This window comes from Rhodococcus sp. GA1 (genome assembly GCF_024321955.1).
Classification (GTDB): Bacteria; Actinomycetota; Actinomycetes; order Mycobacteriales; family Mycobacteriaceae; genus Rhodococcus; species Rhodococcus pyridinivorans.
In genome coordinates, this window is record NZ_CP097186.1 from 3,921,774 (window position 1) to 3,938,364 (window position 16,591).

The following is a 16,591-nucleotide window of genomic DNA, read 5'->3' on the forward strand; positions in this document are numbered from 1 at the left end:
GGTATGGCAAGAGTCGGTAGCCGGCGGCCCACCGCCCGGCAGGCGCAACTGTTCGACGATCTGGTCGCGTTATTCCTGGCAGAAGGCTTCGCGCACCTGACCCTCGACGACATCGCCGCGCGTCTGCGCTGCTCGAAATCGACGCTCTACGCACTCGCGGAGAACAAGGACCGGCTCGTCTACGCGGCGACCGTCCACTTCTTCAAGGGTGCCGCCGACCGGGTGGAGGCCGACGTCGCGCGGGCCGCGGACGCCCAGGCTCGCATCGGCGCCTATCTCGAGGCCGTGGGGCGCGAACTCGAACCCGCCTCCACGCGGTTCATGGAGGACATCGCCCACACGCCGGTCGCGCGCGAGGTCTACGAACGCAACACCCGGTTCGCCGCCGACCGCGTCCGCCAGCTCATCTCCGAGGGAGTTGCGGCCGGCGAACTGCGCGACGTCCACGCGGCCTTCGTCGCCGACGTCGTCGCCTCGGTCATGGTCCGCATCCAGCAACGACAGGTGGCCGAGGCGACCGGTCTCGAGGACGCACGTGCCTACCGGGAACTCGCCGCACTGCTCGCGCACGGGCTCTCGACCGCACCGCACCTACGATCGACCCTATGACCACGGCTGCACCGAACGATCCGATCCGCCTCGAGGTCGTCGTCGCGAGTGTCCGCGCCGGTCGCATCGCGCCGGTCGTCGCAGACTGGTTCGCGGCCACCGCACGGCGTCGGCCCGAGTTCGACGTCGGCGTTCTCGATCTCGCCGAGACTCCGCTCCCGCACGACCTCTCGGGCGGTCCCGACGCCGACGCCTTCACCGGTCGCATCGGTGCTGCGGACGCCTTCGTGGTGGTGACCTCCGAGTACAACCACGGCTATCCCGCCGCGCTGAAGACGGCCATCGACACCGTCAAGCACGAATGGCGCACCAAGCCGGTCGGATTCGTCTCCTACGGTGGCCTGTCCGGCGGATTGCGCGCGGTCGAGCAGTTGCGGCAGGTCGTCGTCGAGGTCCACATGGTGCCGGTGCGGCAGTCGGTGAGCTTCCACCGCGTCAAGCACGCCTTCGCGGCCGACGGCACCACCACGGACGAGGCCGCGATCGACGGCGCGGAACGCATGCTCGACCAGATCGCCTGGTGGGCCCGCACCGTCCGCGCCGGAACCGCCCTCGACCGCTATCCCGGCTGAGGCGCCGGATCCGGCATGCGCGACCGGCCGAGATGGGTGCTCTCCGCCGCGATCGTCACGAGGGTGAGAGGCGTGCGTTCGCCGCCTACCGTGAGCACCACACGGCCCCCGGCCGCTCCGGGTTGGAGCAACGACACCGTGGGGCGCTCGCGCGGCCATCCGTCCGGGTGGATGTGCACGTGGATCGCGGTCGCGTGCGGCATGGACGAGGTGGGCGGGACGCCGTCGTAGACGACCGTGTCGAAATCGTGGTCGCCCGCGTACTCGCCCGCCAGACGCAGCCGGTCGGGTCCGGCCGCGGATCCGACCAGGCCGCGCCACGCACCGGACCGGTCGGTGTGGACGACGACCCGCGCCCCCACCGCGACGGCGCGGAAGACCACCTGCTGGGCGAGATACAACTCGCCCGCGATGTGGACCGAGCGGACTCCGGGGCCGGTGAGACGCGCGGTGACGGCGCGACCGGCGTCGTCCGATCCGATGAGCTGCCCACACCCACCGGCCGGAAGAGCGAGGGCGTCGAGTTCCCCGCTACGCGATTCGCGCAAGGGAACCCGGTCTTCCAGTTGCGGAACCCCGAGGGGCAATGCCGCTGTGAGGAGTTCGGCGTGACGTCCGTACGCCGGGAACAGTCCGGCCACCGAGGGGACGTCCGCCTCGCGCGTGGTGAACCGTGCCAGCGCCCCGACCCGAACCGACCCGTCATCACCCGGTCGCAAGCGGAGGACCAGTGTCGACGCCAAAGTTGGATGCGACCAGATCGCCGCCGTGTGGCGGCGGTCGATCCGACGTGGGTCGAAGGCGCCGCCCGAGTCGAACGCGGAGGCCAGGGCGACGTGCCGGCGCGTCGGGGCCCACTCCGTCGCCGGGACCCCGTGGGAGATGCGCAGCGCGGCCTGTTCGATCTCGCTCGCGGTGAGCAGTCGCGCACCGTACCCGGCGTCGCCGAGCGCGCGGATCACGCGCCGCGCCGCCGCGACGACGGTCCGGGCGGCACCCTCGGAGCCTCCGCCCCGACGGGCGGCAGCGGCCGCGCAGGACGTGACGTCGAGTCGGAGCACCACCCGCACCGTGCGTTCGGCCGCGGCGGGAAGCGGGCCCAGCAACTGTGCGTAGGCCTGCCCCGCGGGGGTCGAGTCGCGAACCCGGCGCCCCTGCACCACGACATCGATCCCGTCCAGGACGACGTCGTGCCGGTACAGGCAGGCGGCGATCGCGTCGAGGGGGAGCGTTCGCCCCGTCTCCTCGCTGTCGCGCCCGAGTCGGGTGATCGCACCGGCCGGTGAGAACGGTTCGAGAACCACGGTCGCGTACGGGCCGTCCCATAGCACCCCCACCGGGACTGCCGACCCGACGTGGAAGTCGCGGAGGGCACCCGAGACGGAGACGTCGTCCGGGCGTCGGCGCAGAACGGTCGCGATCCATTCGGCTGTGCCGCGTCCGCCGATCCGCACGAGGCACAGCGCGGCCGGTGGCACGGCGATCGCGCAGGCCACCCACACGGACGCCCCCGACACCACCGCCAGCGTCCATACGAGGGCGGCGACGCACTGGGCACCCACGAGCCGCACGGCGACACGGCTTCTCGCATCACCTGCTGCTGTGCTGATCCGTGCACCGGTGGGCGCTGTGCTGACCCGTGAATCCCCCGACTCGAAGACGGTTCGTTGCATCGATCCCCCCCGAACGACGGCCGGCAATGATTCCGGCGCGGTGCCGACCTTCCCCCTGACCGCGCGGAGCGCCTGTGGTGGACGCCCGACTGGACTGTACTGTGTTGCGCCAGAGAGCGTGCCGTACGGGGGGAGATCGATGGCAGCGCAACCGACCACGCGATGGCAGGTCAGTGGATACCGTTTCCTGGCACGACGCATGGATCATGCTTTGGTGCGGGGCGACGTACGAATGATCCACGATCCCATGCGTTCCCAGTTCCGGGCGTTCGTCGTCGGAGTCGTCGTCGCGTGTGTCGTGCTGGGAGGCTGTGCCGCCCTTGCCCTGTTCCGCCCCCAGGACCGGATCGGTGATGCTTCCGTCGTCGTCGGACGCGACTCCGGTGCGCTCTACGTCGCGATCGGCACGACCTTCCATCCCGTCCTGAATCTCGCGTCGGCCCGGCTTATCCTCGGATCGCCCACCGAACCGGCGGTCGTAGCCGACGAGGAACTGACGACACGACCACGCGGACCGCTGGTGGGGATCCCGGGTGCGCCGTCCTCCCTGGTCCATGATGCAGAGGAGGTGCCGTGGACGGTGTGCGACGTCGCCGACCCGAACGGTCTGCAGTCCTCGACCACCGCCGTGCTCGCCGGCACACCCGACCACCGGGCAGGCTCGGTGCTCGCCGACGACGAAGCGCTCCTCGTGGCCGCGGACGGCAGATACCACTTGCTCTACGAGGGCAGACGCGCCGAAATCGACCCGAACGACCGGTCGCTCGTGCGCCTGCTGGGCATCGACGTCTCCCGTGCGCGCCCCGCGAGTCCCGGACTGCTCGCCGCCGTGCCGGAATCGCCGAAGCTGGCGGCACCCCACATCACCGGCGCCGGAGGTGTCCCGGGCATGTCGATCCCGGGTGTGCGAGTCGGGTCGGTCGTCGCGGTGTCCGAACCGGACGGGCAGAGTTTCCACGTAGTGCTCGAGAACGGTGTGCAGGAGGTCTCGCGGGCCACCGCACATCTCATCCACTTCTCGGATTCGCAAGGAGCACCCGAGATTCCGGTGATTCCACCCGACGTCCTCGCAGCCGCGCCGGCCGTGCACGAACTGCCGGTCGACACCTTTCCCGAGGTCGTCCCGCGCATCGTCGATCCGGGGGAGAGGCCTGTGGCGTGCTCCACCTGGCAGCCCGGCACAGGCGAGAACGACCGGCACCGCTCGACTCTGCGGTTGTCCGCGGGGACGGCCCTGCCCACCGGCAAGGACGCCGTGCCGGTGGTCCCGGCCCAGGCGGACGATGCCGGACCGCAGGTCGACGCGATCCACATCCCGCCGGGCCGCGGCAGATACGTGCAGACCACCTCGCTGACCTCGGACACCGACCGTCTCGGTTCGTTGTTCTACGTCGCCGACACCGGCGTGCGGTACGGCATCACCGATGCGGACGCCGCTGCGGCACTCGGCTTCACGGATCCACCCGCCCGGGTCCCGTGGCCCATCCTGCAGTTGCTCGCTCCGGGACCCGCGCTCGGCCGGGAACAGGCGCTGCTCGCACACGACGGTGTCGCCGCCGACCCGGAGGCGGTCCCCGTCGGGGCGGGCAACTGATTCAGGTCCGTGATCGGGCGAGTCGTCGTGCCGGTGCAGTGAGGACGAGAACGAGGGCGGTCGCGGCGATCACGGCCGCAGCCGAGATCAGTGCGATGGTGCGCGGCCGGTGATCCGGTACCGGGGGAGGAGTCGGCTCGGCGACGGCAACCGCCGGCATCGGCTCCGCGCGCCCGGCCGGCAGCGGCGCGGTGACGGCGGCGAGCGGGTCGACGACCCCGTGGCCCACCTGCGGATTCCATCCTTCCGCGGGGGAGTGGGCGGTGCTCTCGATGCGCGTCATCACCTCTCGGGCGGACAACTGCGGGTACCGCGAGCGCACCAGCGCGACCGTCGCCGCGACGAGCGGCGCCGCGAAACTCGTCCCGGACACCGGTCTGCCGCCCTGGGGGCCGGGGATCAGGTCGGCCAGACCGTCGGTGCCGGGATTGAGTGAGACGAGCCCGCTCCCGGGAGCGGCGACGTCGACCCACGGCCCGGGCAGGCTGTACCCGGCCGGTGTGCCGTCGTCCTCGACCGCGCCGACGGTGAGGACGTACTCGTCGTACCAGGCCGGTGATGCCAGGGTGACGACCGAATCCCACGGATCCGCACCGGGATCGGCCGGATCCGCCGAGCGCGGATTGCCTTCGCGGCAGGTGTCGGTGTTGCCGGCCGCCGCGACGACGACCGCGTCGTGTACATCCGTCGCGTACTGCACTGCCGCTCCCAGCGGACCGTCGACGAGGCCTTCGGCGACCGTTCGGCAGGCGACCTCGGAGATGTTGACGACGGTGGCGCCGAGATCCACCGCCTGCCGGACGGCCGCCGCGAGGGTCCGTACGTCGCCGTATCCGGAGGCGTTGCGCGCGGCGTCGTCGTCCGATCGGGAGCGGTCGGAGAAATGGCCGCTCGACTGGCGGATGGCGATGATCCCCACGTCGGGTGCGCCACCGGCGAAACCCGATCCGGGTGTCGGCCGCGCCGCGATCAGGCCGGCGACGAGGGTGCCGTGCGCGTCGCAGTCCTCGGTGCCGTCACCCGTGGACACGTAGTCGCCACCCGGCCTCGGGGCCGGCAACCGCGGATGCGGATGGACCCCGGTGTCGATGACGGCGACCACCTGCCCCGCTCCCCGGGTGATCGGCCACACGGACGCGAAGTCGAGGATGCGTTGTGCCCGAGGGATCTGCGGTCCGTCGGGAGCATCCGGCAGTTCTGCGCACAGCACCCGCATCTCGGTGGCCTCGGGAGGCGCAGGCGTCGCGCCGGCGGGCAGTTGCGCCGGATCGGGTACCGGGGGCGCGGCGGTCGCGAGACCCGGAGTAGTGGTCGCTATCAGGGCGGCGAGGGCCAGGACCGCGAACCGGTGTGACAGCCGCACCGTCACAGTCCGCGGATCGCTGCGTACACACCGGCGACCCAGCAGGCCAACGGCACGACGGTGGCGATGGTCGCGTACTCCGCGATCTCGGCGATCCGGCGTTGTACCGGGGTGAACGTCCGTCGCGGCGCGACCACACCGAAGAGGAAACCGGCACACGCGAGACCCGTAGCGGATGCGAACACCGCCCACGGCGGCAACGCTCCGCTCGCTGCCGCACCGACGAGCAGCCCGAGCAGCAGTACCGCGCCACCGGCCACGAGGGGAGCCGCCTGCGCGGTCGCGGTGTAGGTGCGGCCTCGGAAGACCAGGACCACGGCCGACGCCACGGCCAGTGCTACCGCGGGCACGGACACGTCTCCGTCGAACGGGAACGCGGCGCACCATGCTCCGCCCGCCGTGAGTAGGACGACGGCGTGGACGATTCCGGTGAGCGCGCTCCGTGCCCGGTTCGCACGGTGCTCGAGCTCCGCCTGTGACGGCAACCCGGACACGCTGCTCTCGGGGGTCTCCGGTTCGAGCGGAGCGCCCGGAGCAGGGACCGGGGGGATGGGGAGTTTCGCGAGCATCGCCGCGAGGCGTGGTGCCGTGCCGGCGAGCAGCAGCGCCACCACCACCGTTCCGGCTCCGAGGGCGCGCGCCTCGAGTTCGGTGGTCGATGCGAGGGTGGCCGTCACGACGACGCCCGCGGCGGTCGCGGCGACCGCCGTGCACGGTGCGAGGCCGATGCGGGTGGCACGCACGGCGAGCACTGCGACCGCACCGGTCAGTGCCGCGGCGAGGACGAGACGCGGCGCCGGCGATTCGCCGGGAACGAGCAGCGCCCCGGCCGTCGCTGCGAGCGGGAAGGCGCACCACAGCAGCGCGGTCGCGGTCCGTCGATCGTCGTGGAGCCGGGCGAGGATGCCTGCGGCGAGCAGCACCAGGAGAGGCAGCGCGGCGCACACGGCTCCGAGGGCGAGACGGCTCGCGCCGTCGGGCAGGAACAGCAACGGTACGCAGCCCGCGGCGAGGGCGACCGGACCCAGGACGGCCGCGATGAGACCCGACGGGCCCGCACCCCACGGCGTCGTGGTCCGGTCCGAGGCCGCGACGCTGTACATGACGTCGTCGAACAACGGTGGAGGAGCGGGGGATCCGGCGTCCTCCAGGACGAGGATCTCCCCGTCGCGGACGCCGTGCTCGTCGAGACTCAGCGCACCGGACAGCGGGGCCCGACCGATCCGGGCGAGCGCCCAGCCGTCGGGTTCCGTGCGTTCGGGTGTCGCGTCGAAGTCGTTGTCGGGCCGGTGGCCGGCGACGAGATTCACGATCCCCGGGAGCAGCAGCGCCACCGGAACGTCGAGGGGCAGTGCGAGATCGACCTCGGTGTGGCGGGCGAGCACGGTGATCCGGCACAGATCCGGGGCGCCCACCTGCCCCGGGGTCTCGGATCGCGCACGCACAGATGTCATCGGCCTCGGTTCCCCCCGTCACTGCAGTCCGAACGACGCAGACCATACGACATCGTCCCGACCGGTGTCGTGCCCGAGTTGTCCGTCGAGGGGCCGAGGGGCGAACAGGAGCACGGAAGGTCGCAGCCATGGGTTAGTCTTCCACGACCGTGGGGCCGTAGGGGGCGGCCGACGGCGTTCCGGGGGGTGACGAACGTGAGTACCGTGCGTTTCGTACGCAGAGCACGGCGGGAGGCACCGCGCGCTCCCAGCGGCGAGGTGAGTGTCCAACCGCCACCGGACATTCCCCGGGCTACGCCCGGCAATCTGGTGACCAGACTGCTCCCGCTCGTGATGGTCGCGGCGATGATCGGGATGGTCGCGCTGATGTTCACCACCGGCGCCGCACGCAGCCCCATGGCGATGATCTTCCCGCTCATGATGGTCGTGTCCCTGGTGGGCATGCTCGCCAACGGTGGTCGCAGCGGGGGAACGAAGACCGCCGAGGCGAACGAGGACCGCAAGGACTATCTGCGCTATCTCGACCAGCTCCGGCGCGAGGTCACCGAGACGGCGCACGAACAACGTCGGGCGCTCGAATGGTCGCATCCCGACCCGGCCCTGCTGTGGACCCTCGCCGGCACCGTCCGGATGTGGGAGCGGCGCAGCACCGATCCCGACTTCGGTCACCTCAGGGTGGGGCGCGGCGGGCAGCGACTCGCGACCCGACTCGTGCCTCCGGACACCGGGCCGGTCGAGGATCTCGAACCCGTCGCCGCCCTGTCGCTGCGCAGGTTCGTGCGCGCGCACTCGGTGGTGCAGGCGCTGCCCACGGCTGTGTCGCTGCGGGGTTTCGCGGCGATCGGCCTCGAGGGCGATCGCAGCGCGGCGCGCTCGCTCGCTCGGGGGATGCTCGCGCAGGCGTGCACCTTCCACGGTCCCGACACACTGCAGGTCGCCGTCGTGTGCGGGCCCGACACCGCTGCGGAATGGGAATGGATCAAGTGGCTGCCGCATGCGCAGAACCCGGTCCTGCGCGACGGTGCGGGCAGTGCACGCACGGTGTTCGGTTCGCTGTTCGAACTCGAGACCGATCTCGCGGCGGTCCTCGCCGGTCGCAGCAGATTCGTCCGGAACGCCCCGGCCACCGAGGGTGCCGTGCACCTCGTCGTGGTCGTCGACGGCGGGGTCACGGGATCGGGTTCGGGGGTGCTCGACGACGGTCTCGACGCAGTGACCGTGCTCGACCTCTCCGGTTACGCCACGCGGCTCAGCGCGACGCGCGGCCTGCGCCTGGTGGTCGAGGAAGGACGGGTCGGGGTCGCCACCGGCACCGACGTCGACATCTTCGCCGATGCCGACGGCATCGGGACTCCGCAGGCACAGACGTTGGCCAGACTGCTCGCGCCGTACCGGGTGACGAGCGGAGCGGTGGACGAGAGCGCCGGCGACGACCGGCCGTCGAGCTGGCAGGAGCTGCTGGGCCTCGGGGACGTGGCCCGCTTCGACCCCGCGCAGGTATGGGTGCCACGCCGCGGGCGCGACCGCCTGCGGGTACCGATCGGTGTCGGCATCGACGGTGCGCCTGTCGAACTCGACCTCAAGGAGGCCGCCGAGAACGGGATGGGACCGCACGGACTGTGCATCGGCGCAACCGGATCGGGAAAGAGCGAGTTCCTGCGGACGCTGGTCCTCGGTCTCGTGGCGACGCACCCGCCGGAGGCACTCAACCTGGTCCTCGTGGACTTCAAGGGCGGCGCGACCTTCCTCGGTCTGGACCGGATCTCGCACGTCGCGGCGGTGATCACCAACCTCGCCGACGAGATCGCGATGGTCGACCGCATGAAGGACGCCCTCGAAGGCGAGATGAACCGCCGCCAGGAACTGCTCCGGACCGCAGGCAACTTCGCCAACGTCGGCGACTACGAGAAGGCCAGGGCGGCAGGTGCACCGCTCGACCCGCTGCCCGCGCTGTTCATCGTGGTCGACGAGTTCTCCGAACTGCTCTCTCAACAGCCCGAATTCGCCGACCTCTTCGCGGCGATCGGACGCCTGGGCCGGTCGCTGCACATGCACCTGCTGCTCGCCAGCCAACGACTCGACGAGGGTCGCCTCCGCGGTCTCGACAGCCACTTGTCGTACCGCATCGGCCTGAAGACTTTCTCCGCAAACGAATCGCGGAGCGTTCTCGGCGTTCCCGACGCCTACCACCTGCCGTCGACACCCGGCGCCGGATATCTGCGGACCGATTCCGCCGACATCCAGCGGTTCTCCGCGGCGTACGTCTCGGGGCCGTACGAGCCCGGCCGCCCCACCCGGCGCACCCGATCGGCGGTGCCGGCCGGCACGTCCCGGCCCCGGCTCTTCACCGCGCGGGCGGTGCCGGTCGACGCCGGTCCGCCCGCCCCGGTCACGGAGCCGCTCCCGGTTCTTCCCGCGGGCGACGGCCGGAGCGTGCTCGAGGTGGTCGTCGACCGGATGCGGGGGCACGGAACACCGGCGCACGAGGTGTGGCTTCCTCCGCTCGACGACTCCCCGTCGCTCGACATGCTGCTGCCCAGGTCGGTGCTCACCGGCGACGTGCCGCGTCACGCAACCTTGCGCACCGTCGTCGGTGTCGTCGACCGGCCGTTCGAGCAACGCCGCGACCCGCTGGTGGTCGACCTGTCCGGGTCGGCCGGCAACGTCGTGGTGGTCGGCGGCCCGCAGTCCGGGAAGTCCACACTGCTGCGCAGCCTCGTCCTGTCGATGGCCCTCACGCACAACGCCGAGCAGGTGCAGTTCTACGGTCTCGATTTCGGTGGTGGCACGTTGTCCGGTCTGGCCGGCCTGCCGCACGTCGGTTCCGTCGCGGGGCGGCACGACACCGACCGGGTGCGCCGCACGGTCGCGGAGATGATGTCGCTGCTGCGTCGTCGCGAACGGTCCTTCGCCGAGAACGGCATCGAGTCCATAGCTCAGCTGCGGCGGATGCGCGCCGACGCGGTCGCACCGGCCACCGGCGATCCGTTCGGCGACGTCTTTCTCGTCGTCGACGGTTGGCCGAGCATCCGGCAGGACTTCGAGGCACTGGAACAGACGATCGGGATCCTCGCCGCCCAGGGTCTGTCCTACGGCATCCACGTGGTGCTCAGCGCCCCGCGCTGGGGTGACGTGAGGCCCGCCATGCGCGACCTGCTGGGTACGCGGCTCGAACTCCGCCTCGGCGACCCGTCCGACTCCGAGTACGGCCGAAAGAGAGCGGCGATGGTGCCGGAAGGGCGGCCGGGACGCGGTATCGACCGCGATGGCCTGCACATCCTGGGGGCGCTGCCGCGGGTGGATGGAAGCTCCGATCCGGCCGATCTCGCGGTCGGCGTCGCAGCGGCGGTCGAGGCCGTCCGTGCTGCCACGCCGGGGCGTTCGGCGCCACCGGTGCGCATGCTGCCCGAACGCATCGACCGGCCCGACCTTCTCACAGCTCTGCCCTCAGGGTGGCCGCCACCGGCCGACGCGTCCCCGGCGGCCCGGCTCTCCGTCCCGATCGGCATCGACGAATCCGAACTCGCGCCCGTATCGGTGGATTTCACCGACCATCCGCACCTGCTGATCTTCGGCGACTCGGAGTGCGGCAAGACCAATCTGCTGCGAGGGCTGTGCCGCGGACTGGTCGAAGCCGGCAGCGGTGCGCAGACCAGGATCATCGTCGGCGACTACCGCCGCACGCTGCTCGGTGTCGTGGGCGGCGACCATCTCGGGGGATACGCTGCGTCGGCAACGGTCCTCGCAGCCATGGTCCGCGAACTCGCCGGCATCTTCGAGCGCCGGCTGCCGGGCCCCGGCACGACGCAACAACAGCTGCGCGATCGATCGTGGTGGACCGGACCCGAAGTGTTCGTGGTGATCGACGACTACGACATGGTCGCCACCTCTGGCCAGAATCCGCTGCTGCCGTTGCTCGACTATCTCCCGCAGGGACGTGACATCGGCCTGCACCTGGTGGTCGCACGTCGCTCGGGTGGTGCCGGACGCGCGATGTACGAACCGATCCTCGGGCGTCTGCGGGAGTTGTCGACTCCGGGTCTGATCATGAGCGGTAGCCGCGACGAGGGAGCGCTCGTCGGCGCGGTCCGTCCGTCGCCGGTACCGCCGGGCCGCGGCACACTCGTACGACGCGACGGCACGGCGCTCGTCCAGACCGCGTGGGCGCCGGAGGTGTGATGGCGCTCCGGGACGAGACGGTCGTCGCGGTCGCGTTCACGCTGACACCCGGATCCGTCCACATCGGATGGCCCGGAACCACGCGCAGCGTGCCCGCTCTCGCCGCGGATCTCGGCGACCGACGGGTCTACGGAGCGGCAGCGGAGGAACCGTCGGAGCCGGCCGGCGTCGCAGGACTCATGGATGTCACGGAACTCGTGGATGCGGCCGCGGTCGAAGGGGAAACCGAACTCGGAGAACTGCTGAGCGGGCTCGTCTCCTACGCCGCAGCGACCGTGGGTGCACCGGACATCGGCGGGGTGGCGTGCGCGATACACCCGACCTGGTGGAACGAGCGGCGCCGCGATCTCTTCCGGACCGCCGTGCGGCAGGTCGCAGGCGATACGATCCTGCTTCCGGCCGCGGTGGCCGCCGCGCGCGCCGCCGATCCTGCGCCGCACGAGCGGTGTGCGGTGCTCGAATTCGCCGCCGGGGGAGTCACCGCCGTGAGCATCGCTCCGCCGGGGCCCGACGGGCCGACCGTCGAACGACTCGCACGCGATCCGGGTCTGTCGGTGCACTCCCCGGACGCCGCGATGCGACTCGAGAACCTGCTGACCTCGGTGTGCGGCGGGGCTGGGCCGGAGGTCGTGGTGGTGACCGGCGGCCCGGGCGAACCGTCCGGTGTCGAATACTTCTCTCTCGCAGTTGATCTCGTGGGTTCGGGTCGGCGGGTGCTGCCCGTCGCGGCCTCGGAGATGCTCAGCGCCGTGACCGGCCCTCCGGCGCCACCGGCAGGAACCGGAGGGACCGCGAGAGCCCCGGCCATCGCTCCGACGACCGACGGACCCGACAGGACACTGCCGTGGCTCAGCGAGGTGCGCGCACGCCCGGATCCCCCTCGTGGCGGGCGGGCCGGCACGGTGCCCGCGCTGGTCGTCGCCGGGGCGGTGATTCCGTTCCTGCTCGCCGCTGCGATCTTCCTGTGGCCGCTTCTCACCGGAGAAGGTGGAGACGCGGAGGTCCCGGCTCCGCCGGAAGTCGTTGCTGCAGAGGAGCCGCCGACCGACGCTCGTGAGCCCGAGTCGGCCGCCGACGCCGGTCCCTCCCCGTCGACGCGGATCGACGCCGGTCCGCTGCACCTCGACCTGCCGGAGGGCTGGCGCGTCCGCGACCCCGCGACTGTGCCCGAGGGGCGCGCGGAACTGATACCGGTCGGCGGAACCGATCGCCGGATCCTGGTCGTGTACCGCGATCTTCCCGACGGGATCGACGAGCGCTCGGTCGCCTCCGCGTTGGCGGAGCGGGCCGCCGAACGTGCACCTGTCATCCGCGACCTCGACACCGACACGACCTTCGCCGACCGCAAGGTCGTGGCGTACACCGAAGTTCCCGACGACTACTCGGTGGTGCGGTGGTCGGTCCTGGTCTTCCCCGGACTTCAGGTCTCCGTGGGATGCCAGTACCTCGAGGGGGAATGGACCCGTATCCGGAGTGAATGTGAGCAGGCCGTCCACACCCTCCGGGGCGGGTGAGAAAAGTAGGTCCACGAATTTCGGAAGGCGCGGAACCGATACCGGATCGGGTGCGTCCAACCAGATGTAGGAGCCAGGACCGGCTCGACACCGAGCCGGATGATCCACGCACGAGCGAAGGAGTACGCCGTTGACCCAACCGACCGGCAATTCGAATCACCTCACCACCGATGTAGCGACCATGGAGGTCGTCGCGGGACAACTCCAGGACTCCCGCGCCGAACTCGACGCGATCCTCGGTCGTCTGACGGGCGTGGTGCAGTCCGCGCCGTCGGTCTGGCGGAGCCGCTCGGCGGAACAGTTCGCCGGAATCATGGAGCGCTGGAACGTCAACCACACCAAGCTGTCGAACGCCCTGGACGAACTGGCAGAAGCCGTGCGCACCAGTGGACGGTCGTACGCCGCTGCCGAGGACCAGCAGGCCCAGTCCTTGTCGGCGATCGACCCCGATGGCGGTTCGGTGCTCAACGGGTCGTTCAACTGATCGCCGGTCGCTCCGGCACACAGCCCTCCGGCACACATTCGAGAACAAGGAGAACGATCCGTGTCCGAGATCTATCAGAACTTCGCCGGCGTCGCCGACCTGCACGCCCAGCTCGTGTCCGGTCAGAAGGCGATCGAGGCGACGCTCGACCGCATCGAGGGGCAGGTGGCGCCCCTCATCGCCACCTGGGACAGTGGGGCGCAGGAGCGCTACGCCGCCACGCAGGCGCGCTGGAACGAGGCCGAGGCCGGCCTCATCCAGGTGCTGCACGACATCGGTCGGGTGGTCTCGACCGGTAACGACAACATGCAGGAGGTCGAGCGACTGAACCAGCAGCGCTTCCCGGGCTGATCCGGGTCTGCCGGATCCGGACCGATCCGGCGCTGTCACGTCCCGGTGGTGGAGAGGCCGCCGGGACGTGCTGCTGCTTCCGGGGTGCTCCAGCGGAGGGTGCGCAAGGGGCAGGGCTGCTGCGGCGCTTTGACCGGCCCGGCGTCCGCCCGGTAGAGTGTCCCCTCGGCGTGTCGCACGTCGTCGTGCCCTGTGGTGCGACGAACACCTCTCCCGGGTCCCAACTGGCCGCCGGGCGTGGCAACCGTCGGCATGCAGGCCAGCAGCGAAACGATAGACGAGGAAGATCTGTGTCTACGTACACACCGAAGGCCGGCGACGTGACCCATCAGTGGCACGTCATCGACGCCACCGACGTGGTGCTCGGCCGCCTCGCGGTGCAGGCGGCAAACCTGCTCCGCGGCAAGCACAAGCCCACATTCGCGCCGCACGTCGACGGTGGTGACTTCGTCGTCATCATCAACGCCGACAAGGTTGCCGTCTCCGGCAACAAGCGGACCGACAAGTTCCTCTACAGCCACTCCGGTCACCCGGGCGGTCTGCGGGCTCGTTCCGTCGGCGAGGTTCTCGAGAAGAACCCCGACCGCCTCGTGGAGAAGGCCGTCACCGGCATGCTCCCGAAGAACAAGCTCGGTCGCGCCATCGCGAAGAAGCTGAAGGTCTACGCGGGCCCGAACCACCCCCACGCCGCGCAGCAGCCGGTGCCGTTCGAGATCAAGCAGGTGGCACAGTGACGACGCCCGAGGAACAGAACGTGAACCCCGAAGAGTACGTCGAGAACGTCGAGGTCGCTGCAGACGAGTACGTCGAGGACGTCGTCGAGGCACCTGCTGCCCCGATCGTGTTCGACCGTCCGGTCCAGACCGTCGGTCGCCGTAAGGAGGCTGTCGTCCGCGTCCGCCTCGTGCCCGGCACCGGCAACTTCACCCTCAACGGCCGCACCATCGAGGACTACTTCCCGAACAAGGTGCACCAGCAGCTCGTGAAGTCGCCCCTGGTGACGGTCGAGCGCACCGAGTCGTTCGACATCCACGCACGCCTGCACGGCGGCGGTCCGTCCGGCCAGGCCGGCGCGCTGCGTCTCGCCATCGCGCGTGCACTCACCGAGGTCACCCCCGAGGATCGCCCCGCGCTCAAGCGTGCCGGCTTCCTCACGCGTGACCCGCGTGCCGTCGAGCGCAAGAAGTACGGCCTGAAGAAGGCCCGTAAGGCATCGCAGTACTCCAAGCGCTGATGTGCCGCCGACGCTGATTTCGTCAGAGTCGGCACCTGTTCCATCACGAGAGCAGGCGTCGGTAGACATCTCCTACCGGCGCCTGCTTTCGTGCATTCTGTCCTCTATCGACACCCGCGGCGGGGGCCGCACACGACTGGGAGGCTGTGTACATGGGTCGGTTGTTCGGCACCGACGGAGTCCGGGGCTTGGCCAACGCCGAGCTCACATTGGAGCTGGCAGTACGCCTGGCAGGCGCTGCGGCAGCGGTCCTGGCCCCGCAGGGTGCCGAGCGGCGACCGGTCGCGGTCGTGGGTCGAGATCCACGCGCGAGCGGGGAGATGCTCGAGGCGGCCGTCACGGCCGGACTCACCGCAGCCGGAGTCGACGTGGTGTCGGTGGGCGTACTGCCCACCCCAGCGGTCGCGTACCTCACGGGTGACTACGGCGCCGACCTCGGCGTGATGATCTCCGCGTCGCACAATCCGATGCCCGACAACGGCATCAAGATCTTCGCAGCCGGCGGGCACAAGCTCGACGACGAGGTCGAGGACCGGATCGAAGCGGTGCTGCACGGCGACGCCGAGAGCGCCGCACGCCCCACCGGCTCCGGTATCGGCCGGGTGCGCGTCGTGTCCGACGCCCTCGACCGTTATCTCGCGCATCTCGCGACGGCCGTGCACAAGCCGCTCACCGGTACGACCGTAGTGGTCGACTGCGCGCACGGCGCCGCCTCGCAGGCCGGCCCGGCCGCCTACGCGGCCGCAGGTGCCACGGTCATCGCGATCAACGCCGAACCCGACGGACTGAACATCAACGACGGCTGCGGATCCACGCACCTGTCCGTGCTGCAGCAGGCCGTGCTCGAGCACGGCGCCGACCTCGGTCTCGCGCACGACGGCGACGCCGACCGCTGCCTCGCCGTCGATGCGACCGGCACGGTGGTCGACGGTGACGCGATCATGGCGATCCTCGCTCTCGGCATGCACGAAGCCGGTGAACTTCCCGACGACACCCTCGTCGCCACGGTGATGAGCAATCTCGGTCTGCATCTCGCGATGCGCGCGGCGGGGATCCAGGTGCGCACCGTCGGCGTGGGCGACCGCTACGTGCTCGAGGAGCTCCGCCGCGGTGGCTACGGCCTCGGCGGTGAGCAGTCCGGCCACATCGTCCTGCCCGCGCACGGTACGACCGGCGACGGCGTGCTCACGGGCCTGCGCCTGATGGAGCGGATCGCCACGACGGGTCTGCCGCTCGCGAAGCTCGCCTCGGTGATGACATCGCTTCCGCAGGTCCTCGTGAACGTGCGGGTCCACGACAGGGTCGCCGTCGCGAGCGATCCTGCGGTGGCGGACGCGGTCGCGGAGGCCGAGCGCGAACTCGGTGAGACCGGCCGGGTGCTGCTGCGTCCGTCGGGCACCGAGCAGCTCGTACGCGTCATGGTCGAAGCCGCCGACGACGATCACGCCCGGGCGGTCGCCGACCGTCTCGCGGGAGTCGTCGCCGCCGTCTGACCTGCGCGGTCCCTGCCCTTCGCTGCCGGTTTCCGCTCGCAGTCACGCTGCGGTGGAACCGGATCGTCCTG

At 70.8% G+C, this 16,591-nt stretch carries 13 protein-coding genes; 10 read left to right on the plus strand and 3 right to left on the minus strand.

Annotation, left to right across the window (positions count from 1 at the left end):
• Window positions 1-3 precede the first annotated feature (3 nt).
• Together M3330_RS18315 and M3330_RS18320 are read left to right on the plus strand one after the other, a co-directional pair.
• On the plus strand, window positions 4-609 hold the full coding sequence (locus tag M3330_RS18315) for a TetR/AcrR family transcriptional regulator (protein WP_006550047.1): 606 nt from the start codon (window positions 4-6) through the stop codon (window positions 607-609).
• On the plus strand, window positions 606-1,181 hold the full coding sequence (locus M3330_RS18320) for an NADPH-dependent FMN reductase (protein WP_019288595.1): 576 nt from the start codon (window positions 606-608) through the stop codon (window positions 1,179-1,181). The genes M3330_RS18315 and M3330_RS18320 overlap by 4 nt, the downstream gene beginning before the upstream one ends.
• On the opposite strand, the gene eccE is transcribed toward M3330_RS18320, so the two are convergent.
• Entirely contained in the window at window positions 1,169-2,854 is a 1,686-nt protein-coding gene (gene eccE / locus M3330_RS18325; protein ID WP_255025852.1) for a type VII secretion protein EccE, read from the minus strand. The genes M3330_RS18320 and eccE overlap by 13 nt on opposite strands.
• A gap of 139 nt (window positions 2,855-2,993) precedes the next feature.
• Between eccE and eccB the strand changes: the two genes are divergently transcribed.
• Entirely contained in the window at window positions 2,994-4,448 is a 1,455-nt protein-coding gene (eccB, locus tag M3330_RS18330; RefSeq protein ID WP_247849394.1) for a type VII secretion protein EccB, read from the plus strand.
• A 1-nt stretch (window position 4,449) separates the two neighbouring features.
• Here eccB and mycP read toward each other — a convergent pair whose 3' ends face one another.
• Both mycP and eccD read right to left on the minus strand, forming a co-directional pair.
• On the minus strand, window positions 4,450-5,817 hold the full coding sequence (gene mycP / locus M3330_RS18335; protein ID WP_033096999.1) for a type VII secretion-associated serine protease mycosin: 1,368 nt from the start codon (window positions 5,815-5,817) through the stop codon (window positions 4,450-4,452).
• On the minus strand, window positions 5,814-7,265 hold the full coding sequence (eccD, locus tag M3330_RS18340; protein ID WP_231781809.1) for a type VII secretion integral membrane protein EccD: 1,452 nt from the start codon (window positions 7,263-7,265) through the stop codon (window positions 5,814-5,816). Before eccD ends, mycP begins: the two co-directional genes overlap by 4 nt.
• A 195-nt stretch (window positions 7,266-7,460) precedes the next feature.
• Between eccD and eccCa the strand changes: the two genes are divergently transcribed.
• The 7 genes from eccCa (at window position 7,461) to glmM (ending at window position 16,520) form a co-directional block, all read left to right on the plus strand.
• The gene (gene eccCa / locus M3330_RS18345) at window positions 7,461-11,444 is read left to right on the plus strand and encodes a type VII secretion protein EccCa (RefSeq protein ID WP_200358405.1); all 3,984 of its coding nucleotides are present in this window, start codon (window positions 7,461-7,463) and stop codon (window positions 11,442-11,444) included.
• The gene (locus M3330_RS18350; protein WP_255025859.1) at window positions 11,444-12,958 is read left to right on the plus strand and encodes a type VII secretion-associated protein; all 1,515 of its coding nucleotides are present in this window, start codon (window positions 11,444-11,446) and stop codon (window positions 12,956-12,958) included. Before eccCa ends, M3330_RS18350 begins: the two co-directional genes overlap by 1 nt.
• 130 nt (window positions 12,959-13,088) lie before the next feature.
• A complete protein-coding gene (locus M3330_RS18355; RefSeq protein WP_019288588.1) occupies window positions 13,089-13,442 on the plus strand; it encodes a WXG100 family type VII secretion target in 354 nt (117 codons plus the stop codon).
• Between the two features lie 60 nt (window positions 13,443-13,502).
• Window positions 13,503-13,793 (plus strand): WXG100 family type VII secretion target, encoded by a 291-nt coding sequence (locus M3330_RS18360; protein ID WP_016690931.1) that lies wholly within the window; start codon window positions 13,503-13,505, stop codon window positions 13,791-13,793.
• A 290-nt stretch (window positions 13,794-14,083) separates the two neighbouring features.
• Entirely contained in the window at window positions 14,084-14,527 is a 444-nt protein-coding gene (gene rplM, locus M3330_RS18365; protein ID WP_006550055.1) for a 50S ribosomal protein L13, read from the plus strand.
• A complete protein-coding gene (gene rpsI / locus M3330_RS18370) occupies window positions 14,524-15,027 on the plus strand; it encodes a 30S ribosomal protein S9 (protein ID WP_006550056.1) in 504 nt (167 codons plus the stop codon). Before rplM ends, rpsI begins: the two co-directional genes overlap by 4 nt.
• Before the next feature lie 152 nt (window positions 15,028-15,179).
• Window positions 15,180-16,520, plus strand: a complete 1,341-nt coding sequence (glmM, locus tag M3330_RS18375; RefSeq protein WP_255025861.1) for a phosphoglucosamine mutase — start codon at window positions 15,180-15,182, stop codon at window positions 16,518-16,520.
• Window positions 16,521-16,591: the final 71 nt, after the last annotated feature.

Coding starts and splice junctions, on each gene's coding strand:
- M3330_RS18315 (WP_006550047.1), top strand. CDS start 4: ATGGCAAGAGTCGGTAGCCGGCGGCCCACCGCCCGGCAGGCGCAACTG.
- M3330_RS18320 (WP_019288595.1), top strand. CDS start 606: ATGACCACGGCTGCACCGAACGATCCGATCCGCCTCGAGGTCGTCGTC.
- eccE (WP_255025852.1), bottom strand. CDS start 2,854: ATGCAACGAACCGTCTTCGAGTCGGGGGATTCACGGGTCAGCACAGCG.
- eccB (WP_247849394.1), top strand. CDS start 2,994: ATGGCAGCGCAACCGACCACGCGATGGCAGGTCAGTGGATACCGTTTC.
- eccD (WP_231781809.1), bottom strand. CDS start 7,265: ATGACATCTGTGCGTGCGCGATCCGAGACCCCGGGGCAGGTGGGCGCC.
- M3330_RS18350 (WP_255025859.1), top strand. CDS start 11,444: ATGGCGCTCCGGGACGAGACGGTCGTCGCGGTCGCGTTCACGCTGACA.
- glmM (WP_255025861.1), top strand. CDS start 15,180: ATGGGTCGGTTGTTCGGCACCGACGGAGTCCGGGGCTTGGCCAACGCC.